Origin of the sequence: Curtobacterium sp. NPDC090217 (assembly GCF_044746705.1) — a bacterium.
Taxonomy (GTDB): Bacteria; Actinomycetota; Actinomycetes; order Actinomycetales; family Microbacteriaceae; genus Curtobacterium.
In genome coordinates, this window is the sequence record NZ_JBIVCR010000001.1 from 1510970 (window position 1) to 1533300 (window position 22331).

The 22331-nt window shown below is 71.5% G+C and carries 21 protein-coding genes; 11 read left to right on the forward strand and 10 right to left on the reverse strand.

Going from position 1 to position 22331, the window contains the following annotated elements; translation table 11 throughout:
• The first annotated feature begins 28 nt into the window (after positions 1–28).
• The gene (locus ACIPJ2_RS07410) at positions 29–1054 is read left to right on the forward strand and encodes an SDR family NAD(P)-dependent oxidoreductase (RefSeq protein ID WP_402728238.1); all 1026 of its coding nucleotides are present in this window, start codon (positions 29–31) and stop codon (positions 1052–1054) included.
• A gap of 40 nt (positions 1055–1094) precedes the next feature.
• Here ACIPJ2_RS07410 and ACIPJ2_RS07415 read toward each other — a convergent pair whose 3' ends face one another.
• On the reverse strand, positions 1095–1640 hold the full coding sequence (locus ACIPJ2_RS07415; protein WP_402728239.1) for a TetR family transcriptional regulator: 546 nt from the start codon (positions 1638–1640) through the stop codon (positions 1095–1097).
• Positions 1641–1717: 77 nt separating this feature from the next.
• Complete coding sequence (locus ACIPJ2_RS07420; RefSeq protein ID WP_402728240.1) at positions 1718–2305, reverse strand: DUF3592 domain-containing protein; 588 nt, start codon at positions 2303–2305, stop codon at positions 1718–1720.
• Between the two features lie 123 nt (positions 2306–2428).
• Between ACIPJ2_RS07420 and ACIPJ2_RS07425 the strand changes: the two genes are divergently transcribed.
• The gene (locus tag ACIPJ2_RS07425) at positions 2429–2881 is read left to right on the forward strand and encodes a hypothetical protein (RefSeq protein WP_402728241.1); all 453 of its coding nucleotides are present in this window, start codon (positions 2429–2431) and stop codon (positions 2879–2881) included.
• A gap of 18 nt (positions 2882–2899) precedes the next feature.
• Here ACIPJ2_RS07425 and ACIPJ2_RS07430 read toward each other — a convergent pair whose 3' ends face one another.
• The 5 genes from ACIPJ2_RS07430 to ACIPJ2_RS07450 all read right to left on the reverse strand — a co-directional run bounded on the left by ACIPJ2_RS07430 (position 2900) and on the right by ACIPJ2_RS07450 (position 8526).
• Entirely contained in the window at positions 2900–3397 is a 498-nt protein-coding gene (locus tag ACIPJ2_RS07430; RefSeq protein WP_402728242.1) for a DUF427 domain-containing protein, read from the reverse strand.
• Positions 3398–3406: 9 nt separating this feature from the next.
• On the reverse strand, positions 3407–4279 hold the full coding sequence (locus ACIPJ2_RS07435; protein ID WP_402728243.1) for an alpha/beta fold hydrolase: 873 nt from the start codon (positions 4277–4279) through the stop codon (positions 3407–3409).
• The gene (locus tag ACIPJ2_RS07440; RefSeq protein WP_402728244.1) at positions 4279–5664 is read right to left on the reverse strand and encodes an FAD-binding oxidoreductase; all 1386 of its coding nucleotides are present in this window, start codon (positions 5662–5664) and stop codon (positions 4279–4281) included. The genes ACIPJ2_RS07435 and ACIPJ2_RS07440 overlap by 1 nt, the downstream gene beginning before the upstream one ends.
• A 433-nt stretch (positions 5665–6097) precedes the next feature.
• The gene (locus ACIPJ2_RS07445; protein ID WP_402728245.1) at positions 6098–6463 is read right to left on the reverse strand and encodes a VOC family protein; all 366 of its coding nucleotides are present in this window, start codon (positions 6461–6463) and stop codon (positions 6098–6100) included.
• An 89-nt stretch (positions 6464–6552) separates the two neighbouring features.
• Positions 6553–8526, reverse strand: coding sequence for a GMC oxidoreductase (locus ACIPJ2_RS07450; RefSeq protein ID WP_402728246.1), 1974 nt, complete (start codon positions 8524–8526; stop codon positions 6553–6555).
• Positions 8527–8600: 74 nt separating this feature from the next.
• On the opposite strand from ACIPJ2_RS07450, the gene ACIPJ2_RS07455 reads away from it, so the two are divergent.
• The 5 genes from ACIPJ2_RS07455 (at position 8601) to ACIPJ2_RS07475 (ending at position 14233) form a co-directional block, all read left to right on the forward strand.
• Complete coding sequence (locus ACIPJ2_RS07455) at positions 8601–9278, forward strand: TetR/AcrR family transcriptional regulator (protein ID WP_402728247.1); 678 nt, start codon at positions 8601–8603, stop codon at positions 9276–9278.
• The gene (locus ACIPJ2_RS07460; RefSeq protein ID WP_402728248.1) at positions 9275–9802 is read left to right on the forward strand and encodes a hypothetical protein; all 528 of its coding nucleotides are present in this window, start codon (positions 9275–9277) and stop codon (positions 9800–9802) included. The genes ACIPJ2_RS07455 and ACIPJ2_RS07460 overlap by 4 nt, the downstream gene beginning before the upstream one ends.
• A 69-nt stretch (positions 9803–9871) precedes the next feature.
• Positions 9872–10825 carry a manganese catalase family protein gene (locus tag ACIPJ2_RS07465; RefSeq protein WP_402728249.1) on the forward strand — a complete coding sequence of 318 codons (954 nt, stop codon included), beginning with the start codon at positions 9872–9874 and terminating at the stop codon, positions 10823–10825.
• Between the two features lie 96 nt (positions 10826–10921).
• Positions 10922–12709, forward strand: a complete 1788-nt coding sequence (locus ACIPJ2_RS07470) for a DEAD/DEAH box helicase (RefSeq protein ID WP_281267044.1) — start codon at positions 10922–10924, stop codon at positions 12707–12709.
• 183 nt (positions 12710–12892) lie between these two features.
• On the forward strand, positions 12893–14233 hold the full coding sequence (locus tag ACIPJ2_RS07475; RefSeq protein WP_402728250.1) for a fibronectin type III domain-containing protein: 1341 nt from the start codon (positions 12893–12895) through the stop codon (positions 14231–14233).
• Between the two features lie 165 nt (positions 14234–14398).
• Here the strand turns inward: ACIPJ2_RS07475 and ACIPJ2_RS07480 are convergent, their stop codons facing one another.
• Positions 14399–15322 (reverse strand): NAD-dependent epimerase/dehydratase family protein, encoded by a 924-nt coding sequence (locus ACIPJ2_RS07480; RefSeq protein ID WP_402728251.1) that lies wholly within the window; start codon positions 15320–15322, stop codon positions 14399–14401.
• Between the two features lie 127 nt (positions 15323–15449).
• Here ACIPJ2_RS07480 and ACIPJ2_RS07485 point away from each other — a divergent pair, with 127 nt between their 5' ends.
• The 4 genes from ACIPJ2_RS07485 (at position 15450) to opgC (ending at position 21315) form a co-directional block, all read left to right on the forward strand.
• Entirely contained in the window at positions 15450–16265 is an 816-nt protein-coding gene (locus tag ACIPJ2_RS07485; protein WP_402728252.1) for a TetR/AcrR family transcriptional regulator, read from the forward strand.
• A 126-nt stretch (positions 16266–16391) separates the two neighbouring features.
• Positions 16392–18416, forward strand: coding sequence for a glycosyltransferase (locus tag ACIPJ2_RS07490; RefSeq protein WP_402728253.1), 2025 nt, complete (start codon positions 16392–16394; stop codon positions 18414–18416).
• Positions 18413–18817, forward strand: coding sequence for an ATP-binding protein (locus ACIPJ2_RS07495; RefSeq protein WP_402728254.1), 405 nt, complete (start codon positions 18413–18415; stop codon positions 18815–18817). The genes ACIPJ2_RS07490 and ACIPJ2_RS07495 overlap by 4 nt, the downstream gene beginning before the upstream one ends.
• On the forward strand, positions 18814–21315 hold the full coding sequence (gene opgC, locus ACIPJ2_RS07500) for an OpgC domain-containing protein (protein ID WP_402728255.1): 2502 nt from the start codon (positions 18814–18816) through the stop codon (positions 21313–21315). The genes ACIPJ2_RS07495 and opgC overlap by 4 nt, the downstream gene beginning before the upstream one ends.
• 191 nt (positions 21316–21506) lie before the next feature.
• Here opgC and ACIPJ2_RS07505 read toward each other — a convergent pair whose 3' ends face one another.
• Together ACIPJ2_RS07505 and ACIPJ2_RS07510 are read right to left on the reverse strand one after the other, a co-directional pair.
• Complete coding sequence (locus ACIPJ2_RS07505; protein ID WP_281267051.1) at positions 21507–21656, reverse strand: hypothetical protein; 150 nt, start codon at positions 21654–21656, stop codon at positions 21507–21509.
• 155 nt (positions 21657–21811) lie between these two features.
• Complete coding sequence (locus ACIPJ2_RS07510) at positions 21812–22270, reverse strand: MarR family winged helix-turn-helix transcriptional regulator (RefSeq protein WP_402728256.1); 459 nt, start codon at positions 22268–22270, stop codon at positions 21812–21814.
• Between the last annotated feature and the right edge of the window lie 61 nt (positions 22271–22331).

A 22331-nucleotide genomic window follows, 5' to 3' on the forward strand; every position in this document is an offset into this window, starting at 1 on the left:
ACCCGTGGTGGTGACGAAGGGAACGCACATGTCCGCACCGCTCACCGGCTCCTCCACCGTCGGCACGTGGCTCGACGACCCCACCGGGGGAGCCCTGCTCCGTGACCTGCTCGCCCCGGCCGGCCTCGACCCGGAGGTCCTGACGCCCGCCCGTGGCATGGCGTTGCAGCAGCTCGTCGTGATGTCCGGCGGGCAGTTGCCGCAGTCGGCCGTCGACGACCTCGTCCGGGCTGCCAACGGTGGCGAGATCCCCGAATCCACCGAGGACACGGGCTGGACCGAGCAGGTCACCGCAGGCCGGTTCGCAGGCAAGACCGTCGTCGTCACCGGCGCCGCGTCGGGGATCGGGCGGGCGACGGCGTCGCGGATCGTCCGTGAAGGCGGCCGGGTCGTCGCCGTCGACGTCTCCGCCGACCGGCTCGTCGACCTCGCAGCCGGCTTCGGCGGCGGTGCGTCGGCCGGCGGCGGCGAGGTCGTCACCGTCACCGGGGACATCACGAAGCAGGAGGACATCGATGCGATCGTCGCCGCCGCCGGTGACCGCATCGACGCCCTCGCCAACGTCGCCGGCATCAACGACGACTTCTCCCCGCTCCACGAGACCTCCGACGCCACGTGGGACCGGGTCATCGGCATCAACCTCACCGGCGGGTTCAAGCTCTCGCGGGCGGTCCTGCCCGTGATGCTCGCCGCCGGGAAGGGTGCGATCGTGAACGTCGCCTCCGAGGCCGGCCTCCGCGGGAACGCGTCCGGCAACGCCTACACGGTGTCGAAGCACGGCGTGATCGGGCTGACGAGGAGTGCCGCGTTCATGTACGCGCAACAGGGCATCCGGGTGAACGCGGTCGCCCCCGGAGGTGTCGCCACCGGCATCCCGATGCCCGCGCACGTCTCCGAGGTCGGCGCAGCCCGCCTCGGCCCGTTCCAGGCGGCGATCCCGTCCCTCGCCACGGCGGAGCAGCTTGCCGCGTCGATCACGTTCCTGCTCAGCGACGACGCCGTGAACATCAACGGGGCGGTCCTGGCCTCCGATGGCGGCTGGTCCGTGCAGTAGCCCGGTCGGGACGCACGCGGGGTCGATCAGCTGAGGTCGATCAGCTGGGGTCGATGAGCTCCTGCAGGAGCCGGCCGTACTTCGCGACGACCTGGTCGTGGTCGGCGGCGAGCAGCGTCTCGTCGCCGACCACCCAGAGCGCGTAGAGCAGCCCGCCGACCAGGCCGGCGGCGAGCGACGCGCGCAGGTCTGCGTCGGCGCCGGTCAGCCTCGCACGGAGCGGGCGGACGAAGGCGAGCTCGTGCTGTCGTCGGAGTTCCTCGTTGATGCTGTCCGAGTCCGCCGCGCGCAACATCGCGAGGAAGGTCGAGCGCACCTGCGGCCCAGCGTCGAGCACGAACCGGATGAACCGTTCGCCGAGCGAGTCGAGTGGCCCCTCCGAGATGGGGTGTTGCGGCCCGACGGACTCCAGGACGGCCAGGAACAGGCCGTCCTTCGAGCCGAAGTGGTGGATCACGAGTGCCGCGTCGGCGTCGGCCGCGCGGCCGATGTCGCGGAGCGACGTCCCCGCGTAGCCCCGGTCGACGAACAGCGTCGAGGCCGCGGCCAGGATGGCCGCCCGCTTGGTGGTCCGCGCATCCGTCACGTCGCGAGCATAGCCAGCCACGTCGCGGACGGGAGGTTCGGTGCGGGCCAGCACCGTGCCTCCCGTCCGGAGTGTGCTCACGTTCCCCGCTGCTGGTCGCGTTCCTGCTCGCGCTCCGCGATGCGTTCGGCCGCGCGCTCGAGGCGACGGGCCTCGGTCCGGCGGTCCTCGCGACGGACCCAACGGATCGCCGCCGTCAGGAGCGGGACGAACACGGCCGCCCCGACGACGAGGACGATCGTCCACGTCCGGGCGTCGTCGACGAGCGCGTCGCGGATCCGGTCGCTGCGGACGCGGGGCTCGTCGGGGTGGGCCGGGTCGATCATCAGCTGGACGCGCTGCCCGACCCGGTAGACGCCGGCCTGGTCCGCGGAGTCGTCGTCCAGCCGCGTCGACACGGTCGCGCCGCCGATGCGGGTGCGGACGGTCGGCGTGTACTCGGTCCAGTCCGGGTCGCCGACGTGCCGCGTCTCGCGGATGTCGGTGACCAGACCGGAGACGGTGCGGCCCTCATTGCGCAGTTGCGTGTCGTGGTGCAGCGCGACGTACTTCCCGGGGGTCGCGAACAGTCCGCAGAGGACCATCAGTCCGCTCCCCATGATGAGCAGCCCGGCCAGCAGGAACCAGGCGACGAGCGCGAGGCCCCTGCGGTCGTCCCGAGGCATCGTCCTGAGCCACGTCCAGGCGTGGCGGGTGCGGTCGAACGGCCGTCGCCTGGCGCGTGGCCCCACGTGCGTCATCGGTGTTCCCCCACTCTGCGAGGATATCGGTGACCACGAGGGGGGACGGTGGCCGGACGACACGGGTACTCGAAGACGGGGCTGGAGGACCGCCGACGGGAGTGGGCGCGTCAGCACCCGCGTCGTGCGTGGGTGCGGTGGTGGCTCACGCTCCTGCTGGTCTTCGTGCCGCTGCTGTCCGTGCCGGTCTTCGTCTTCGGTCTGCCGGTCTACGACCGCACCCACCCGGTCACGCTCGACTGCGCGGTCGACGGGGTGGCCGTCGGCATCACGACCGGCCGGTACTCGCACTCGCCGTTCGTGCGGTTCTCCTCGCCGGACTGCGGTGAGCTCACCCTGTTCCGCGGGGTCACACGGGAGAACCAGGACGACATCGCGGCCGAGGTGGAGCGGGGCGACCGCTACCGGGTCACGGTGGGTGGCGGGTCGTACCAGCTGCGCTCGTTCATCCGCGTGCTGAAGCTCCGGCCGGAGATCGTGCGGTACGAGCGGATCGGCTGAGGCTGCGGCCTCCCGGCGTCACCAGCCGAGGGTGCCCGGTTCGCCCTTGAACGGCCCGACGACCCTGGACGTGATCCAGCCGCCGTAGAAGTCGCCGGCCTGCGCCTGCACCCGTTCGCCGGCGACCTCGCAGGAGTCCATCTCGGCCGGGTAGATCGCGACTCGGTCGAGGAGCTCGCCGAAGCCCGGCTCGGGGGTCGGGTAGGTCCAGCCGGCGCGGGGCACGGTCGTGTCCCGGCCGTGCACGTCGAAGTAAGCCGCCCGGCCCTTGAACTCGCACATGCTCGAGCCGGTCGTCCGAGTCAGTGCGCCGGGGGCGAAGTCCGACGCGGGCAGGTAGTAGACCGGCGGGTGGCTCGTCTCGAGCACCCGCACGGCGGACGTCGTGTCGGCGATGACCTCGCCGCCGAGTCGTACGACGACCCGGTCGGAGGTGGGCTCGACGCGGGGTGGTCGGGGGTAGTCCCAGACGGACTCCTGGCCGGGGCCCGGGGTGATCGGCGCGGGGTGTCTCATGCGGCCGGTCTACTCGCCGTCCGCTGTGTTCCCGGTCCCGGTCGCGGTCGCGCGCCCGGTCGCAGGCACGTCCGCCAGGAACGCGAGCAGCACCTCGTTGAAGGCGTCCGGCTGGTCGAGGTTCGTGGCGTGGCCGGCGTCCTCGATGACGACGACGCGGCCGTTCGGGTTCGTCCCGACGGCCGCCTCGGCGTGCGAGCACGGCCAGAGCTGGCTGTCCCGCCCGGCGACCATCGTGAACGGCACGTCGAGCCGCTCGATCACGTCAAGCCAGTCCTGCTGCCCGTGGTCACGGAGCAGCCGGGTGGTCTCGGGTGCGTTCGGCATCCGGAAGTCGGGCATCCCGCCGATCCGCTCGACGAGCCGCACCATGCCGGCCCTGCCCGCGTCGACCCGGGCGCCGCGGCCGGTGTCCGGGATGCCGTCGTCGAAGAATGTCCCGCTGTTCTCCGGGGTCATCCCGTAGAAGCCGTGCGGCCAGTCGTCGGTGTTGACGAGCTTCGGCGTCTGGTCGATCGTCAGGACGCCGGCGATCCGGTCGGTGCCGAACAGGTCGACCGTCGCCCAGATGGTCGACGCGCCCATCGACTGGCCGACGAGCACCGCGTCGCGCAGGTCGAGCGCGACGAGGAGTTCGCGCAGGTCGGCACCGTGCCGGGCGACCCGCTGCCCCCAGAGCGTGTCCTCGCTGGCACCGTGCGAGCGGCGGTCGAACGCGATCACGCGGTGACCGGCCGCGACGAGGGCGTCCGCTTGCAACGCCCACCCGGTCGCGGGCATGGCGTACCCGGCGACGAGGACGACGTTCCGGCCGTCCGTACCGGCGCCGGAGTCCGTGTACGCGAGCGTCGCGCCGTCGGTCGTGGTGAACGTCTCGGGCATCAGAACGCCTTCCCGGGGTTGAGCGTGCCCGCCGGGTCGAGGGCGTCCTTGACCGAGCGGTGCATCGCGATGACGCGATCGCCGAGCTCCTCGCGGAGCCCGGGGAGCTTCAGGAGTCCGACGCCGTGCTCGCCGGTGACGGTGCCGCCGAGCGCCAGGCAGTCCGCGACGATCGCGTCGAAGGCGGCCTTCGCGCGGTCCTTCGCGGCGGCGTCGCCCTCGGGAGCGATGATGAGCGGGTGCAGGTTGCCGTCGCCGGCGTGTGCGATGTTCGCGATGGTGACGTCGTTCGCCGCCGCGGTCGCCTGGATCCGACGGAGCATCTCGGGGACCGCGCTCCGCGGGACGCAGATGTCCTCCGTCAGCACCGGTCCGAGCCGCTCGAGTGCCGGGTACGCGAGACGTCGCGCCTGGAAGAGCCGGTCGATGTCCTCAGGGTCGGTCGCACGTTCGACGTCGGTGCCACCCGCGTCCGCGAAGACGGCGGCGACCTGGTCCGCGAGTTCGTCGCCGGCGGCACCCCGTTCGTCGACACGGGCGAGCAGCAGCGTGTCGACGTCGGACGGCAGGCCGAGCTGCATCCACTCGTCCACGGCGCGCAGGCACGTCCGGTCGACGATCTCGAGCGCCGCGGGGATAATCCCCGCTCGCGAGATCGCGGCGACGGCGTCCCCGGCTGCGGTCAGCGACGGGAAGTACCCGATGACCGCCCGTTCGTCGCGTCCGGCGAGGGGGAGGAGCTTCACGGTGACCGACGTGACGATGCCGAGCGTGCCCTCCGACCCCACCACCAGCCCGGCGAGGTCGTAGCCGGCGACGCCCTTCGCGGTCTTGCGGCCGAGCTCCACGACGGACCCGTCGGCGAGCACGACGGTGAGGCCGAGGACGTAGTCCCGCGTCACGCCGTACTTCACGCAGCAGATGCCGCCCGCGTTCGTCGCGACGTTGCCACCGATCGTCGAGATCGCGGAGCTGGCGGGGTCCGGCGGGTACCAGAGGCCGTGTGTCGCCACCGCGGCACGGAGCGCGTCGTTGATCACCCCCGGCTGGACGACGGCGTACCGCTCGTCGACGTTCACCTCGACGACGGCGTCCATCAGCTCGAGCGACAGGACGATGCAGTTCGCCACCGCGTTCGCCCCACCGGACAACCCGGTGCCGGCACCGCGCGGGACGACCCGCACGCCGGCGGAGGCCGCCCAGCGGACGGCCGCCACGACGTCGTCCGTGCTCCGTGCGAGGACGACGGCCAGCGGCTGGACGAAGTCGGCCCACTCGGCGTCGTCATGGCTGTAGCGCGCGAGCGCGGCGTCGTCCCGGAGCACCTGATCGGCACCCAGCAGGTCGTCGAGCGCGGTGGTGTCGACTTTGGAGCTGACGGTCATGGAGCAGGGGTCCTTCCGGGACTCGGCGGTGAGACCCGACCGACGATACCCGTCGGGCGGATGCTGCCCCTGGACCGTTCGTCGCGTGGGCCGTACCCTGATCTGCACAGCTGCCCCAGACCCCGGCCGCCGTTCCAGTTCTGCCTGCCCCGACACTCGTCGGTGCGTCAGGACCGGCCGCCGAGGGCCCCTGATCCGCTCTCGGTCGGTCGACTCCGTGGTGACACCGGGGCGACGCACTCCCCGCCGCACCACGGCAGGTCGCACCGTGTCGACGGCGACACGAGGTGCGACCGGGTCGGCGGAACCTCGTACCCGACGAGGCTCCGCCGACTCCTTTCCGCGCGGGTGACCGCGCGAGTTTCGCGCCCAGCGACAGATCACGGCACCGAGCATGCGAGAACTGTCGCTCAGCGCGAAAGCCGGCGCCCGATCAGTCGAGGCAGAACTCGTTCCCCTCGATGTCCTGCATCACCAGGCACGACTCGTTCTCGTCGTCGGCCGGCAGTAGCCGCACGCGCGTCGCCCCTCGCTCGACCAAGCGGGCCGCCTCGGCCTCGAGCACCGCGAGCCGTTCCTCGCCGACCAGGCCGGTGCCGACCCGCACGTCGAGGTGCACGCGGTTCTTCACGACCTTGCCCTCGGGCACCTGCTGAAAGTACAGCCGCGGTCCGGAACCGTGCGGATCGCTCGCGGAGTCCTCGTCGGCGACGTACCCGAGCATGTCGGCCCAGAAGCGCGCGACGCGCGCCGGATCGGCGCAGTCGACGGTGACCTGGATCTCGCGGACGCTCGCCATCGACCCACCCTAGCCAGCAGGCGGACGGGAGGCTCGTGGCGGACACGGCCACGAGCCTCCCGTCTGCCCCGTGGCCGGGATGCGGGCCGTCAGCCGCCCGTCATGTGCGCGACGGTCCGCATGGCGGTGGCGAAGATCGTGAGCACCGGGTTGACGCCGCCGTTCGTCACGTGCACGGAGCCGTCCGCGACGCGGAGGTTGTCGTGTCCCCACACGCGTCCGAACTCGTCGACGACCGAGTTCGTCGGGTCGGACCCCATACGGAGCGTGCCGGCCTGGTGCTGCCCGCCGGACGGCCCGACCGGCGTGCCGCCCACCTCGACGGTCGTCCGAGCCCCCGCCGCGCGGAGCCACGACGCGGCCAGCGCGCTCGTCGCGTCACGGGCGCGGAGGTCCTCGGCGTGCACGGAACCACTCAGCCGGGCGACCGGGATCCCGTGCCGGTCGACGATCCGGTCGTCCACGCGGACGCGGGAGTCGGCTGACGTGACCTCCTGGATGGGGCCCATCAGCCGCATGGTCCGGCGGACCAGGTGTCGCATGCCGTCCGTCGACGCCCGGCCGGTCCGCGGCAGGAGCCCCGCGCCGACGAGGTACCGGTAGGTGTTCGACGGGGTGGCGACGAACTCGTTCGCGATCATCCCGCCGCCGACGATGCCGTCGTTGCCGTGTCGCCGGTCGGTGGTCGCGATCGAGGGTCCCGGCCCGACGAGGTCCTCGACGACGTCGTCGAACACCCCCGTCGCACCGCCGTACACGTGTCCCTGCAGGTGTCGCCCGACGAGGTCGTTGCCGTTGCCGATGCCGTCCGGCTCCCGGTCGCTCCGACTGTTCAGCAGCAGGCGCGCCGATTCGATCGCGCCGGCGGCGACGACGACCTCGGCGGCGTCGACGTCCTGCTGCCAGGGCCGCCCGTCGACCTCGCCGACGAGGGTGACACCGACGACACGTCCCGCCGCGTCGGTGCGCAGCCGGGCCGCCCGGGTGTCGAGGACGATCTGCGCCCGGCCGGTCGCGAACGCCCGGGGCAGCATGGTGTTCTGCGAGCCGTTCTTCGCGTCGACGGGGCAGGCGAACCCGACGCACATCCCGCAGTTCGCGCAGGTCCCACGTCCGAGCCACGGGGTGCTGTTCACCAGGAGCGGGACGTGCACCGTCCCCAGACCGAGGTCCGTCGCGGCCGCTGCGAGTCGTTCGCGCGACGGCCCCGACCGCACGGGCGGCATCGGGAGCGGCCGGGAGCGGTGGCCGGACCAGCGGCCGTCATCGGGCCCGCCGCTGACGCCGAGCTCCCACTCGGCGCGCGTGTAGAACGGCTCGAGGTCGTCGTAGTCGATCGGCCAGTCCGTCAGCGCGCTGCCGTCCGGGACGCCGTACGTCGTCGCCATCCGGAAGTCGAGCGGCGCGAACCGCCAGGCCTGTGCGCCGTAGACGCGGGTGCCGCCGCCCGCGGTGGACGCGTTGTTGTTCCACCCGGGGTCGGCGGGCCGGATCGGCAGTCCGGTGCGCCCGTCGTCCGTGACGCGGAGGTCGAGCGGGTCGGTCGGGCCGGACAGCGGCGCGAGACCCCAGTCGGAGCGGGGGTTCCGCAGGTGGTCGTGGGCGAGCGTCGCGGTGTCCGGCCACGCGCCCGCCTCGACCACGAGGACGCGCCGACCTGCCTCCGCCAGACCGCATGCCGCGACGCCACCGCCGGCGCCCGAGCCGATGACGACGGCGTCGTACCGAGGCGCCAGCTCGGACGGGTGCACCGTCACCGGCCGGTCCGTCGGAACGGGGACGGGCACGGGCCAGCCGTCGAGGGGCTCCGGCTGCCAGTCCAACGCGGGCCACGACGCCGGGTCGGCCCAGTGCCCGCCTGCGACGAGCTCGGCGAACCAGTCCCAGTCGGTGCTCTCCGACCCGCGCTCCGCGACGTCGCGGAACCGCGCTGCCCACTCGGGGCGTTCGGGGAGGAGCGATCGGAGGAAGTCGACGCCGGCGGCCGAGGAGCCGGGGACCACCTCGTCCACGCGCTCCCGGAGTCGCATCGCGGTCGCGTCGTCGAGCTGGGGATCCGGCACCGGGACTCCTTCGTCATGGCGGTGGTCGCCCTGTACGTCTACCACGGACGCGGCACGAGGTGTAGTTTTTGAACGTGTTCGAAAATGACGAAAAGCCGACCCCCAAGCGCGAGCGGACCCGCGCCGCAATCCGCGCGGTCGCGATCCGGTCGCTGCGCGAGAAGGGCTACGACGCCACGACGATGCGGGGGATCGCCGACGAAGCCGGGCTGTCGGTCGGCAACGCGTACTACCACTTCCCGACGAAGGACCACCTCGTGCAGGAGCTCTACGTGGACGTGCAGCACGAACACCGCGCGACCGCGCTCCCGCTGCTCGACACGACGGACGACCTGACCGCACGCATCGGCATCGTCCTGCGCACCGGGCTCACGAACCTCGCCGGGTACCACGCCATCGCGCCGCAGTTCCTCGCCGCGGCGGTCGCACCGAACTCGCCGATCAACCCGCTGGCGGCGGAGTCGTCCGAGGCGCGCGACCTGGTCCTCGACCTCTTCGCGCAGGCCGTCGGCGGCGCCAGGCAGCAGCTGCCAGGGCGCCTCGCCGAGGACCTCCCCTCGGCGCTGTGGATGGGCTACCTCCTCCTCGCGCTGTTCTGGACGTACGACAACTCCACGGCGCAGGGCAGGACGCACCGGCTCGTGGACGCCATGCTCCGCGTGCTCCGGTTCGCGCTCCCGATGCTCCGGATCCGGCCGTTCCGCGCCACCGTGACCGAGATCGTCGGCATCGTCGCGGGACGTGCGGCATGACCGGGGCGATGAGCCCGCGGCCGTCGACGCCCACGTGGTCGGACAGCTGGTGGCTCGTGCTCCGCGCGCTCGGGTGGCTGCTCGGGGTGACCCTCCCCGTCACCGTCGTGCTCGCGATGTTCCTCCCCGGTGCGATCGAGGGGTGGGGGATGCAGCCGGAGCCGTGGTGGCTGGCGATCGTCAACGTGCTGCTGTGGATGCTCATGGTCGTCGCGCTGTCGTCGTTGCCCGCCGTGCTCGCCGCCGTCGTCGCGTGGCCGCTCACGATGCTGCTCGGACGGGCGATGCGCTCGGTGCGGTCCCGGACGCTGCACGTCGTCGCGACGTCCGCGCTCGCCGGGGTCCTCGCCGCGCTCCCGCTCGCGCTCCTGCCCGTGTACGTCCTCTTCGTCCCGATGTCGATCGCGGCCGGTGCGGCCGCCGCCCTCGCGCGGAACGGCGAGTTCCGACGCGCCGACCGCCTGGCAGCCGCAGCCGCGCACGAGACCGACGAGACCGAGAGTGCGCCTGCTGGCTCATCCTGACCAGCGCCGCACACCGCGGCGAGGAGCGTGAGGGCTGCACGGCGACGACGTCGTGCACGAGGAGGACCCATGTACTTCCACGCTCAGACCTGGATCAACGAGATCCCCGCCGGAGACCCGGACCCCGCCGCCGCGAACGCACTGCAGGAGGGCCTCGGCGGCCAGTTCGGCGAGATGCGCACGATGATGCAGTACCTCTTCCAGGCGATGAACTTCCGGGGCCCGGCCGCGAAGCCGTTCCGCGACCTCATCCAGGGGGTCGGGACCGAGGAGATCAGCCACGTCGAACTCATCGGGACGACGATCTCCCGGCTGCTCGACGGCGCACCCGGCTACTCGGGCAAGCTGACCGACCCGCTGGACACCCCGGGAGCGAAGGGTGCGACGCCGCTGAACATCGCCCTCGACACCGGGAACATCCACCACTACCTCGTCGGCGCCCAGGGCGCACTGCCGGTGGACGCCGCCGGCAACCCCTGGAGCGGCAGCTACGTCTACAACTCGGGCAACCTGCCGCTCGACCTGCTCTACAACCTCATGCTCGAGTCGACGGGACGCCTGCAGAAGTGCCGCATCTACGAGATGACGGACAACCCGACGGCCCGGGCCACGCTCGCCTACCTGATCGTCCGCGACCAGGCCCACGAGAACGCGTACGCGAAGGCGCTCGAGTCGCTCGGCGTCGCGTGGAACACCCTGCTGCCGATCCCGAAGACGAACGCCGAGCGGTTCCCGGAGGTGAAGACACTCGTCGACCTGGGCCTGCAGAGCAAGCAGTACAGCTTCGACCTCGACGGGGCGTCGGAGGCGGCGAAGATCTTCCGCGGAGCGTCGCCGTCCGGCGACGGCACCGACCTGGTGGCGGACGAGCAGGCGCCGAAGGGCGTGCCGTCCTTCATCGCCGACGAGCGGCTCGAGGAGTTCGCGCCGGGGCTCGACGCCGATCTGCTGGCCCTCATCCAGCAGACGGCGGAGCTGGAACTCGACCAGGCCGAGACCAGCCTGTACGGCCCGGTGAGCTGACCGGAGACGGACGGGAGGCTCGTGGCGACCCCGCCACGGGCCTCCCGTCCGTCATCCCGGTCGATACCGGAGCCGCGAACCGGGTACCGTACCAGGATGAGCTCCGAGACGACCAGCACCACCGAACCCACCGACGAGGGGCCCGTGGTGACGTTCGCCGACCTGGGGCTCAGCGACAACGTCCTCAAGGCCGTCAAGGAGATCGGGTACGAGACTCCCTCCGCGATCCAGGCCGCCACCATCCCGACGCTGCTCGAGGGGCGCGACGTCGTCGGCCTCGCGCAGACCGGTACCGGCAAGACCGCGGCCTTCGCGCTGCCCGTCCTGTCCCGCATGGAGTCCGGATCGAAGCTGCCGCAGGCACTCGTCCTGTCCCCGACGCGCGAGCTCGCCCTGCAGGTGTGCGAGGCGTTCGAGCAGTACGCGTCGCACATGCGCGGCGTGCACGTCCTCCCCGTCTACGGCGGCCAGGCCTACGGCGTCCAGCTCTCCGCGCTCCGCCGTGGCGTCGACGTCGTCGTCGGCACGCCCGGGCGCATCATGGACCACATCGCCAAGGGCACGCTCGACCTGTCCGAGCTGAAGTACCTCGTCCTCGACGAGGCCGACGAGATGCTCAAGATGGGCTTCGCCGAGGACGTCGAGACGATCCTCGCCGAGACCCCGGACACCAAGCAGGTCGCACTGTTCTCCGCGACCATGCCCGCGCAGATCCGTCGCATCTCGAAGCAGTACCTCAACGACCCGGCCGAGATCACCGTCAAGGCGAAGACGACCACGTCCGCCAACACGACGCAGCGCTACCTCATCGTGTCGTACGCGCAGAAGGTCGACGCCCTGACCCGCATCCTCGAGGTCGAGGACTTCGAGGGCCTCATCATCTTCGTCCGCACGAAGAGCGAGACCGAGAACCTCGCCGAGAAGCTCCGCGCCCGCGGGTACGCCGCGGCCGCGATCAGCGGTGACGTCGCGCAGGCCCAGCGCGAGCGCACCGTGAACCAGCTGAAGTCCGGCAAGCTCGACATCCTCGTCGCGACCGACGTCGCCGCCCGTGGCCTCGACGTCGACCGCATCACCCACGTGGTGAACTTCGACATCCCCGTCGACACCGAGTCCTACGTGCACCGCATCGGCCGCACCGGTCGTGCCGGCCGCAGCGGTGCCGCGATCAGCTTCGTCACGCCGCGTGAGCGCCGCCTGCTCACCGCGATCGAGAAGGCGACGCGCCAGCCGCTGACCGAGATGACGCTCCCGAGCATCGAGGACGTCAACGTCACCCGCCTGACGCGCTTCGACGACGCCATCACGGCGGCGCTCGAATCCCGCGACCGCATCGAGGCGTTCCGCGACATCATCGCCCACTACGTCGAGCACCACGACGTGCCGGAGCAGGACGTCGCTGCAGCACTCGCCGTCGTCGCGCAGGGGGACACCCCGCTGCTGCTCGACCCGGCCGAGGACGCCCTCCGCCGCCAGGTCGAGCGCGACCAGCGTCGCGACGAGCGCAAGGGCCGCGAGCGCGAGGTGGACGGCGGCGACCGTCGCCGTCGCTCGGTCCCGATGACCCCGTACCGCATCGAGGTCGGCCGTCGTCACCGCGTCGAGCCGCGCCAGATCGTCGGTGCGCTCGCGAACGAGGGGGGCCTCCGCCGCGACGACTTCGGTGCGATCCGCATCCAGCCGGACTTCTCCATCGTCGAGCTCCCGACGGACATGCCCGGCGACGTGATCGACAAGCTCAGCGACACCCGCATCAGCGGCCGGCTCATCGAGATCAAGCCGGACCGCCGTGGCGGCGGTGGCGGGTACCGCCGCGGACCGCGGGACGACCGTGACGACCGCCGCGATCGCGACGACCGTCCGGCGCGCAAGCCCCGGTACTAGACCCCACCGACGACGGACTGGAGGCGCTGCGCACGACGTGCGCGGTGCCTCCAGTCCGTCTCGTGGTTGCGGGAGACCGCAGATCGCACCGCACATCGTCCTGCGGCGGTTCCTCACGGCCCCGCGCGGTGCTTCGCTGGCCGCGTGCGCGACGCAGGGAGCCGCGCGGACAGGGGATCGATCGTGTACAGAGCAGTGTTCACCGCCGCAGCGGCGGCCGTGCTCGTCGTCGCCGGGGCACTCCCGGCGCAGGCGGCACCACGTTCCAGCACGCCGGGGACGCCGACCTCGGTGTCGGTGACCGGTACGGCGACCGATGCCGACGTCACGTGGGGCCTGCCACGGTCCGGCGCGAAGGTGCTCGGGTGGGCCGTCACCGTCCGTCCGGCCGAGCACCAGCCGCGGCACGGGGTCGACCTGCTGCGCGCATCGGCGCGGTCCGACCACTTCGGCGACCTGACGGCCGGTACGACGTACTCCTTCACCGTGCGGGCGGTCGGCACCAGGGGCCCCGGCCCGGCCGCGACCGTGCGGTACCAGCCGGTCGCGCCCGCTCCGGTGGGGCAGTCGCTGTTCGCGCTCGACGCGGCGGGGAACGTCGTCCGCTACCCGACCACGGGCACCGGCACACCGACCACCATCGCGCCGAACGGTGCCGGCTACACGGCGAACGACGAAGGCGACGTGTTCGTGCCGTCGGCCGACCGGACCGCCATCGTGATGTACCCGGAGGGCGGGGGCGCTGCACAGACCATCGCGACGGGCCTGCACCTCACCGCTGATCTCCGGACGGACCTCACGGGCAACCTGTACTGGGTGGACAGCGTCACCGGCGGGGTGGTGAGGCTCGCCAGGGCTGGCGGGCCGGCGACGCCGTGGGTGTCCTTCGGGCCGGTGCCGAACTCGGGCACCACGACCCTCTGGGCCGTCGGACGGGACGGCACCGTGTCGACCTGGACGAGCACGACGACGACGGCCTCGGTCGTGACGAGGACTCCGGCGGGGACGACCACCACCAGGACCATCAGCTCCGGCGCGACGGGGGTGTTCGGCTACGTGCGGGCGCTCCTCGCCGACGCCCACGGTGGGCTGTACATCGACTGGAGCTCGCCCGGTGGAGCTGGCTCGTACATCTGGGCCGCGCTGCCCGCCGGAGCGACCACGTGGGTCTCGGCCGAACCCCGGCTGGCGTTCGAGTACGGCGCGACGAACGCGTCGTCGTTCCGGCTGTTGCAGTCGAAGGAGTGGTGCACCTCGCCCGCCGAGAACTCCGGGCAGTGCTCCGTCGACCGGTCGATCCCGTCGCTGCTCGTCCGGGCGCTCGACGGCACGACGTCGTCGGTCCCCGTGTCCGGGCTGACCGCCGGGTCGCGCGGATCGAACGTCGGCGCCGCTGACGAGGCCGGCGACGTGTTCATCGACGTCGACCAGGCTCCGACCGCCGGGCTGTGGCGGGTCCCGGCTGCCGGGGGTGCAGCGCAGCAGCTGTCCACCGCGCAGTTCTCCCGCTTGCTGGTGATCTAGCGGCGCTGCCGCCGGGCGGGCCGGGTGCGGGCCGGGCCGGCTGCCGAATCGCGCGTAGGAGGTCGAATCGCGCGTAGGAGGTCCGGATTTCCGACCCCCTACGCGCGATTCCGCCTGCTACGCGCGGTTCGGCCCAAGCGTCCGCGGGCAGTGCGCCCGGCCGCGTCAGGCGAGGCCGGCCGTCCGGCGGCAGACCTCGTCCCACGGGGTCGGCTCGATGCCGAAGTACTCGCGGGACGCCGTGTCGTCGAGCACGTACGGCGCTGTCCACTGGTAGCTCATCTCGGCGATCTCCCGCATCATCGGCGACACGAGCCCGATCGCCCGGATCGCACCAGCGGGCAGCCGCCGCACCGTCACCGGGGGCTTCCCCGCGGCGGCCAGCACGTCGGTCAGCGCCTCGACCTGCGACCTCGGCGGGTTCGACGGGACGTGCCAGACCCTGCCGAGCGCCTGCTCGTCGGCCGCCGCGGCGACGATCGTCCTGGCGACGTCCACCACGTCCGTGAAGGTGTGCGGCAGGTCGGTGCGGCCGATCATCGTCACCGCCTTGCCCTGCAGCGCCGCGGGCAGCACGCGGGTGACGTGCCCGTTCTCGCCGATGCCCGGGCCGACGTAGTCCGAGCCGCGGACCTCGACGGTGCGGATCCGTCCGGCCCGGTGCAGCTCGAGCGCGTCGTGCCACATCCGCGCCCGGAGCACGCCCTTGTGGTCGGTGGCGGCATCCGGCATGCCCTCGCGCATCGGGGAGTCGACCGGCCCGTACGGGTAGAGGTTGCCGGTGATCGCGTACACGGCCCCGGTCCGCTCGGCCGCCGCCAGCAGCGAGGCCGCGAGTGGGGGCCATGTCGTCTCCCACTGCGTGTAGTTCCCCGGGTTCGCGCAGTTGTACAGGACTGCAGCGCCCTCGGCGGCCCGGGTGAGCGCCTCGGGATCCGAGGCGTCCAGGGCGACGTGACCGACAGCCTCCAGGCCGGTGTCCCGACCCGAGCGGGTGGCGACCGTGACGCGCTCGCCGCGGGCCGCGAGCAGTTGCGCGACGTGCCGGCCGACGGGTCCGGCGCCGATGACCAGGTGGAGCTCCGACATGGTGTGTCCCTTCGGATCGATTGGGAGAGCAGTGCCCTCGTCCCCTTGAGCATGACATCGCTCCGAGGCAAAAGCAAGAGCACTGCTCTCTCTTGTGTGCAGTGCTCTCCCGTGGCAGGGTTGGGGCATGGCAGACCGGGCTCCGACCGCACGTGACCTCGCTCGCGAGACGATCCGGGCGCGCATCCTCGACGCCGCCCGGGCGCGACTCACCGAGGAGGGGCCGGCCCAGCTGAGCCTGCGTGCGGTGGCACGTGACGTCGGCATGGTCTCGTCCGCGACCTACCGGTACTTCCCGAGTCGCGACGACCTGCTCACCGCGCTGCTCGTGCAGGACTACAACGATCTCGGCGCGGCCGTCGAGCGCGCCGACGCGTCGCACGACCGGACCGACGTCGGCGGTCGGTGGATGGCGGCGTGCCGAGCGATCCGGGAGTGGTCGGTCGGACACCCCGGTGACTTCGCGCTGCTCTACGGCAGCCCGGTCCCCGGGTACGCGGCGCCGCAGGAGACGATCGAGCCCGCCACACGGGCGACGCTCGTGCTGGTCCGGATCGCGCTCGACGCCACGGCCGGGAGGCCCGGGTCGGCTCCGGCAGGCGCGCCGGCACCCGGGGTGGCCAGGTCGGGCCCCGCCGCGGCCGGGCCGTCGGCGGGGCCGGTGGTGGCCGATGCGGTGGCGTACATCCGGGCGCTCGGGTACGTGGAGGACATCGACGACGAAGTGGTCATGCGGACGCTGATGGCGTGGACGTCGCTCTTCGGCACGGTGTCGTTCGAGCTGTTCGGCCACTACGTCGGATCGGTGTCGGACCACGCCGCGTACTTCGACCTCGTCGCGGAGCGGCTCGCGGCGGACATCGGGTTCGTCGCGGTGGCATCAGGAGTTCCCAGTCCCGCTGTGGACGGTGCGGATCATCCCCAGATCGGGGCGGCACGCTGACGCGCCGGGCGCTCCTGGGGTAGACAGGTCCCGACGCCGAGACCGACCCGACGGCCGGATCAACCACCCGCAGCCGTGATCAGGAGGCATGTTGCAGCGCAGCACGACGCCCGTCGGGGCCCGCCGATGACCTCGCTCGACGTCAGCAGGCAGGACCGCCGTCGACTCGGGCGGGGGACCGCTCGTCGTCGCATCGTGACGGTCCGCACCGTCGCGCTCCTCGCGTCGCTCGCCGGCATCAACTACGTGGCGTGGCGCTGGGCCGCGTCCGTGAACTGGCACTCCTGGTGGATCGCGGTGCCGCTGATCCTCGCCGAGACCTACAGCGTCATCGACTCGCTGCTCTTCGCCTTCGGCGCCTGGCGACTCCGCGAGCGTGGCGAACCGCCGACGACACCGAGCACCGACGTCACCGTCGACGTCTTCATCACGACGTACAACGAGCCGGTCGAGCTCGTCGTGCGGACCGCCTCGGCCGCGAAGGCGATCACCTACCCGCACGCCACGTGGATCCTCGACGACGGCAACCGCCCCGAGATGCGCCGGGCGGCCGAGGAGCTCGGCATCGGCGTGATCACGCGCGGACAGGACTGGATCGACCGACCTCGTCACGCCAAGGCCGGCAACCTCAACAACGCGCTGCTCGCCACCCAGGGCGAGTTCCTGCTCATCCTCGATGCCGACCAGGTCCCCGACCCGGCGATCCTCGACCGCACCCTCGGCTACTTCAAGGACCCGAAGATGGCGCTCGTGCAGACGCCGCAGTGGTTCGAGAACGTGCCGGACGCCGACCTGCTCGGCAGCCAGGCACCCCTGTTCTACGGCCCCATCCAGCAGTCGAAGGACGGCTGGAACGCGGCGTTCTTCTGCGGGTCCAACGCGATCCTCCGTCGTGAAGCGCTGATGCAGCTCGGGATCTCGCGCTACGTCACCGAGGTCGAGGCGTCCGTGCAGCGCACGATCAAGACCTCGCGCAAGCTGCTGTCCCGTGCGCGGGAGACCGAGACCGACGACCGCGTGCTCGGGGCGCTCGACGACGCCGAGGCCGTGGTCGACCGGGCCCGCGACGCGATCACCCGCGGGGAGCCCCTCGGCGACGTCACGTACGAGTTCCAGCGCGGCATCGACGCGATCGCCTTCCGGTTCGCGGCGGCCGACCTCGAATCGGTGCGCAACGACCTGCAGGAACTCGCGGCGATGTCCACCGACGCGGGCACGTTCGCCGGGCTCGACGACGCGGCGCTCGACGTGCTCGGGCAGCGCGGCGCGTCACCGGTCGCCGCGATCGAGTCGATCGCCGTGCTCGCGCGGGCGGTCGACGTCAACCGTGGCGACGAGGCGCAGGCGATCATGCCGCTGGCGACGATCTCGGTGACCGAGGACATGGCGACCGCGATGCGCCTGCACGGCCTCGGCTGGAAGTCCGCCTACCACGACGAGATCCTCGCGAAGGGCCTGGCGCCGGAAGACCTGCCGACGATGCTCGTGCAGCGCCTCCGGTGGGCGCAGGGCACGATGCAGGTGTTCTTCCGCGAGAACCCGCTCGTGCAGAAGGGACTGTCGTTCGGGCAGCGCCTCATGTACTTCTCCACGATGTGGAGCTACCTGTCGGGGTTCGCGGCGATCGTCTACATCGCCGCGCCGGTGCTCTGCCTGTCGTTCGGGGTCGTGCCCGTGCAGGCCTACAGCGTGGACTTCTTCGCACGGCTGATCCCGTTCCTGGTCCTCAACCAGCTGCTCTTCTGGGTGGTGGCCGCCGGCAGACCGACCTGGCGCGGGCAGCAGTACTCCCTCGCGCTGTTCCCGGTGTGGATCGAGAGCGTCACCAGTGCGTTCGAGAACGTGTTCCGCGGCAAGCCGCTCGGGTTCCGGGTCACGCCGAAGGTGCGCGACGAGACCGAGCAGAAGCCACGGTGGGACCTGGTCCGCCCGCAGCTGTTCGCGATGGGCGCGCTCGTCGCGGCGCTGATCCTGATCGGCATCCGCTACCTCAGCGGCCAGGCCTCCGGGATCGCTCCGCTCGTGAACACCGCGTGGGTGGTGTTCGACCTGTGCATCTTCAGCATCGTGATCCGTGCCGTGCTCTACCGCGGCCCGTCGACCTCGGTGCAGTCCGAGCACGAGTCGAGCACCGCGGGGGGCCCGCTGTGACCGCCGCGTTCGACGTCCCGGCGACCGTGGAGTCGCTCGACACCGTGCAGGACCGCTTCGCCGCGTGGTGGGACGACCTCGGCATCGACGACGTCCGCCTCCGCTTCGCGCTCGAGACCGCCGTGGCGGAGATCGCTGCGAACATCGTCGAGCACACCCGCCGCACCGACCAGGAGGCCGGACGGCGGTACTCGGTCGAGCTCGACGCGACCGAGCACGCCGTGACGGCGGTGCTCCGCGACAACGGCCGGCCGGCGGACGTCGACCTCAGCGCCGTCACGATGGCGGACGTCGACGCCGAGAGCGGGCGTGGCCTGGCGCTCGCGATCGCCGCACTCGACCGGCTCGAGCACCGGCACGAGGACGGCCACAACGTCTGGACCCTGGTGTGCGCACGGTGAGGGGAGCGCTCGTCCGCACGGTCGCCGTCCTGGTCGCCTCGGCGAGCCTGCTCATCGGCGGAGCACTGCCGGCACAGGCCGTCGCGGCGTCGACGCCGGCGCAGCCCGCCACCGGGAAGACCTGGTTCGGACCAGACCTCGACTGGGGCTCCGACGCACCGGACGGGTACGAGGGCCGACTCGGAGCGACCCCTTCCAGCTACGGCGTCGAGATCGACTACCCGATCGACCGGAGCGCCGAACGAGAACTGCTCCGCTCGACCCGGGCTGCTGCGACGCAGGGCGCGACCCTCGTCGTGAGCCTCGAACCGGACGTGTCGCTCCGGTCGCTCACCACGGCAGACGCCCGGCACGCGAACGAGCTGCTGCAGGAGATCCACCGGCAGTACGACACGACGGTGCTCGTCCGTTTCGCGCCGCAGATGAACGGCACGTGGGTGCGGTGGGGGCAGCAGCCGACGCAGTTCGTCACGGCGTTCCGCACGCTGGCAGGGCAGGTGCACGCGGGAAACTCCGACGCGGCGATGGTGTGGTCGCCGTCGTACGGTGCCGGGTACCCGTTCGGCGAGTCCGCCGGACGGTTGCAGGACCTCTCCGCGGCCGACGTCTCGAAGCTCGACACCAACGGCGACGGACAGCTCACCGCCGCCGACGACCCGTACGAGCCGTACTGGCCGGGCGACGCTTCGGTCGACTGGGTCGGCCTGTCCATGTACTACTTCGGCAAGGGGAAGGCGACGGAAGCCGCTGGCCGCGACGTCCCGCTCACCACGAACGACGTGCCGGAGTCCGGAGAGGTCCAGGCGCGGTTCGACGAGACCTGGGGGTACGAGCAGTCACAGTCGCGTGGCGACTTCTACGACCGCTTCGCCGTCGGGCACGACCGCCCGATGCTCCTCGACACCGGGGCGCTCTACGACCACTCGCTGCAGGGTGCCGCGGAGCTCGACGTCAAGCAGGGGTGGTGGCGACAGGTCTTCACGGCGCTCGAGGACCGTCCGCTCATCCGGGGTGTGACCTTCCTCGAGACCAACCGTCGGGAGCCGGAGGCGGGCAACCGGGTGGCCGACTGGCGTGACACGGCCGTGCCGGGCATCGCCGGGTCGTTCCGCACGGACCTGCAAGCCGCGGACCGGTTCGTGTTCGGTCCGGTCACCGAACGGGTGACCCCGCAGGACGGCAACGCAGCGACGAACCAGCAGCTCGACACCGGCGGCGACCAGATGGCGTGGATCGTCTGGTGCGCCGTCGCACTGGCGATCGTGTTCCTGCTGAGCGGGGTGTTCGGCAGGCTGCTGCCGAGCTGGCGGTACCCCGACGACGGTAAGCCGGGGCGCGACCTGCGGCTCGACCTGTTCCGCGGGTTCATCATCCTGGCGGTCGTGATCACGCACATCGAGATCGGCGGCCCGTACTCGTACATCACCTTGCACGCCGTCGGAGCGATCACCGGCGCGGAGATGTTCGTGTTCCTGTCCGGCATGGTCCTCGGCATGACGTACCCGCTGGCGATCAAGAAGTTCGGCGAGTGGGTGGCCGCGGTCGGCGCGTGGAAGCGTGCGCGCAAGCAGTACCTCGTCACGCTGGTGGTGATCGCGGTCGTCTTCGCGCTGAGCTTCGTGCCGTTCCTGAACACCGACGCGATCACGACGTTCACGGACCGGGGGACCGGCACCGGCGGCGTCGGCGCAGAGGGGCGCGTCTACGACCTCTACCCGAACGCGATGCAGCTGCTCGCCTACCCGCCGCCCTGGTACGCGATTCGGCAGTTCCTGCTGCTCGAGATGGGCCCGTGGCCGTTCAACATCATGGGGCTCTTCGTGGTGCTGAGCCTGTTCATCCCGCCGCTGCTCTGGGTGATCCGCCGCGGCTTCTGGTGGGCGGTGCTCCTCGTCAGCTGGGCGCTGTACGTCTTCCAGGCCCTCGTTCCGGCGTTCCAGCCGCTGCACTCGCAGTTCGAGTCCGTCTTCCCGCTGCTCACCTGGCAGGTCGTGTTCACCCACGGGCTGGTGCTCGGCTCCTACCGGCGGCAGATCGTCGGCGCGCTGACCGGTCGGCTCGGCAAGATCCTCGTCGGGATCGGGATCTGCGGCTACGCCGGATTCCTGGTCTACGTGTGGGCGGCGAACCACTTCGGATTCACGCCGGTGCCGTTCCCCGCGTCGATGTACGACGACCTGTACAACACCGCCTACCAGCGCGTCGACCTGCAGTGGGGCCGATTGGTCGACATCGCGTTCTTCGCCATCGTCTCGTACGCGATCCTCACGGTGTTCTGGAAGCCGATCGCGGCGGCCATCGGGTGGCTGTGGATCCCGATCGGGCAGGCGAGTCTCTACGTGTTCGTCTGGCAGGTGTTCTTCGCGCTGGCGATCGCGTCGATCCCCGGTGTCGACTGGGGCAACGCCTGGATCGGCTTCGCGACCCACTCGGCGCTGATCCTGCTCGCCTGGTACATGGTCCGCAAGAAGTTCCTGTTCAGTGTGATCCCGCGTTGACGCCCGCCCTGGTGCGGTCCGCGGGCGGTCGAATCGCGCGTAGTGGGTCGAATCGCGCGTAGGCGGTCGGAACGTTTGACCACCTATGCGCGATTCCGCCTCCCATCGCGCCCGCCATGGGTCGGAACGCACGTGCGTGACGGACGGGAGGCACGGTGCCAGCCGGCACCGTGCCTCCTGTCCGTCGGCGATCAGCGCTGCCGCGTGGTCTCCGTGAAGAGGTCGTCGAAGAGCCCGGGTTCGTCCGTCTGCTCCTCGCCGAACTTCCACTTGCGGCGCATGCGCCGGAACGTCGTGATGCGGACCGGCTCGATGCCCGGCTCGGTGTCGTAGCTGCTCATGGTCCTTCCGCTCCTCATCCGTTCCCCGTCTGCATCCCCGCGGCGAGGCTACGTCGCCGCGCTGCGGGCCGACCGGATTTAGGTAGAAGAATTACCCTGTTGCGCTCCGTGGACAATCAGACGAACCGAGGGCACTGCTCCCTCTACTCTGCCGTTCAGGGCCTGGGGGCGCCGCCGTCGAGCGCCGTGATCACGCGCTCGATGATGCGCACGAACTTGGCCCTGTCCCGATCCGAGAAGGAGGCCATCAGCTCGTGCAGATGCTCGTTCGTGCTGTCCATGGCGGCTGCGTAGCGTGCTCGGCTGGTGTCCGTCAGCTCGATGAGCCGGCTGCGTCCGTCCTCCGGGTTCGGTCGTCGCTGCAGGTGTCCGGACCGCTCGAGCCGGTCGACCGCCGTGGTCACCGCTGGGCCCGTGATGCCGAGGTGGCTCGACAGGTCCTTCACACGGACGGGGCGCCCCGCCGACTCGGCACGGGACACGAACTGCACCACCGTGAGGTCGACGCCGGAGACACCCATGTGGTCGCGCAGACGCAACCGCAACGAGGTCGCCGTCGCCTCGAGCCGCGTCAGGGCCGCGTCGAGGTCCAGGTCGGTCTCGCTGCCCGTCACCGGGGTGCCTCCTCTGCGCCGTGCGGCCACGCGTCAGGGTACGCGGGCGCCGTCGGCACAG

Coding starts and splice junctions, on each gene's coding strand:
- ACIPJ2_RS07410 (WP_402728238.1), top strand. CDS start 29: ATGTCCGCACCGCTCACCGGCTCCTCCACCGTCGGCACGTGGCTCGAC.
- ACIPJ2_RS07420 (WP_402728240.1), bottom strand. CDS start 2,305: ATGCCTCGGGACGACCGCAGGGGCCTCGCGCTCGTCGCCTGGTTCCTG.
- ACIPJ2_RS07430 (WP_402728242.1), bottom strand. CDS start 3,397: ATGAGACACCCCGCGCCGATCACCCCGGGCCCCGGCCAGGAGTCCGTC.
- ACIPJ2_RS07435 (WP_402728243.1), bottom strand. CDS start 4,279: ATGCCCGAGACGTTCACCACGACCGACGGCGCGACGCTCGCGTACACG.
- ACIPJ2_RS07440 (WP_402728244.1), bottom strand. CDS start 5,664: ATGACCGTCAGCTCCAAAGTCGACACCACCGCGCTCGACGACCTGCTG.
- ACIPJ2_RS07445 (WP_402728245.1), bottom strand. CDS start 6,463: ATGGCGAGCGTCCGCGAGATCCAGGTCACCGTCGACTGCGCCGATCCG.
- ACIPJ2_RS07460 (WP_402728248.1), top strand. CDS start 9,275: ATGACCGGGGCGATGAGCCCGCGGCCGTCGACGCCCACGTGGTCGGAC.
- ACIPJ2_RS07465 (WP_402728249.1), top strand. CDS start 9,872: ATGTACTTCCACGCTCAGACCTGGATCAACGAGATCCCCGCCGGAGAC.
- ACIPJ2_RS07470 (WP_281267044.1), top strand. CDS start 10,922: ATGAGCTCCGAGACGACCAGCACCACCGAACCCACCGACGAGGGGCCC.
- ACIPJ2_RS07480 (WP_402728251.1), bottom strand. CDS start 15,322: ATGTCGGAGCTCCACCTGGTCATCGGCGCCGGACCCGTCGGCCGGCAC.
- ACIPJ2_RS07485 (WP_402728252.1), top strand. CDS start 15,450: ATGGCAGACCGGGCTCCGACCGCACGTGACCTCGCTCGCGAGACGATC.
- ACIPJ2_RS07490 (WP_402728253.1), top strand. CDS start 16,392: ATGACCTCGCTCGACGTCAGCAGGCAGGACCGCCGTCGACTCGGGCGG.
- ACIPJ2_RS07505 (WP_281267051.1), bottom strand. CDS start 21,656: ATGAGCAGCTACGACACCGAGCCGGGCATCGAGCCGGTCCGCATCACG.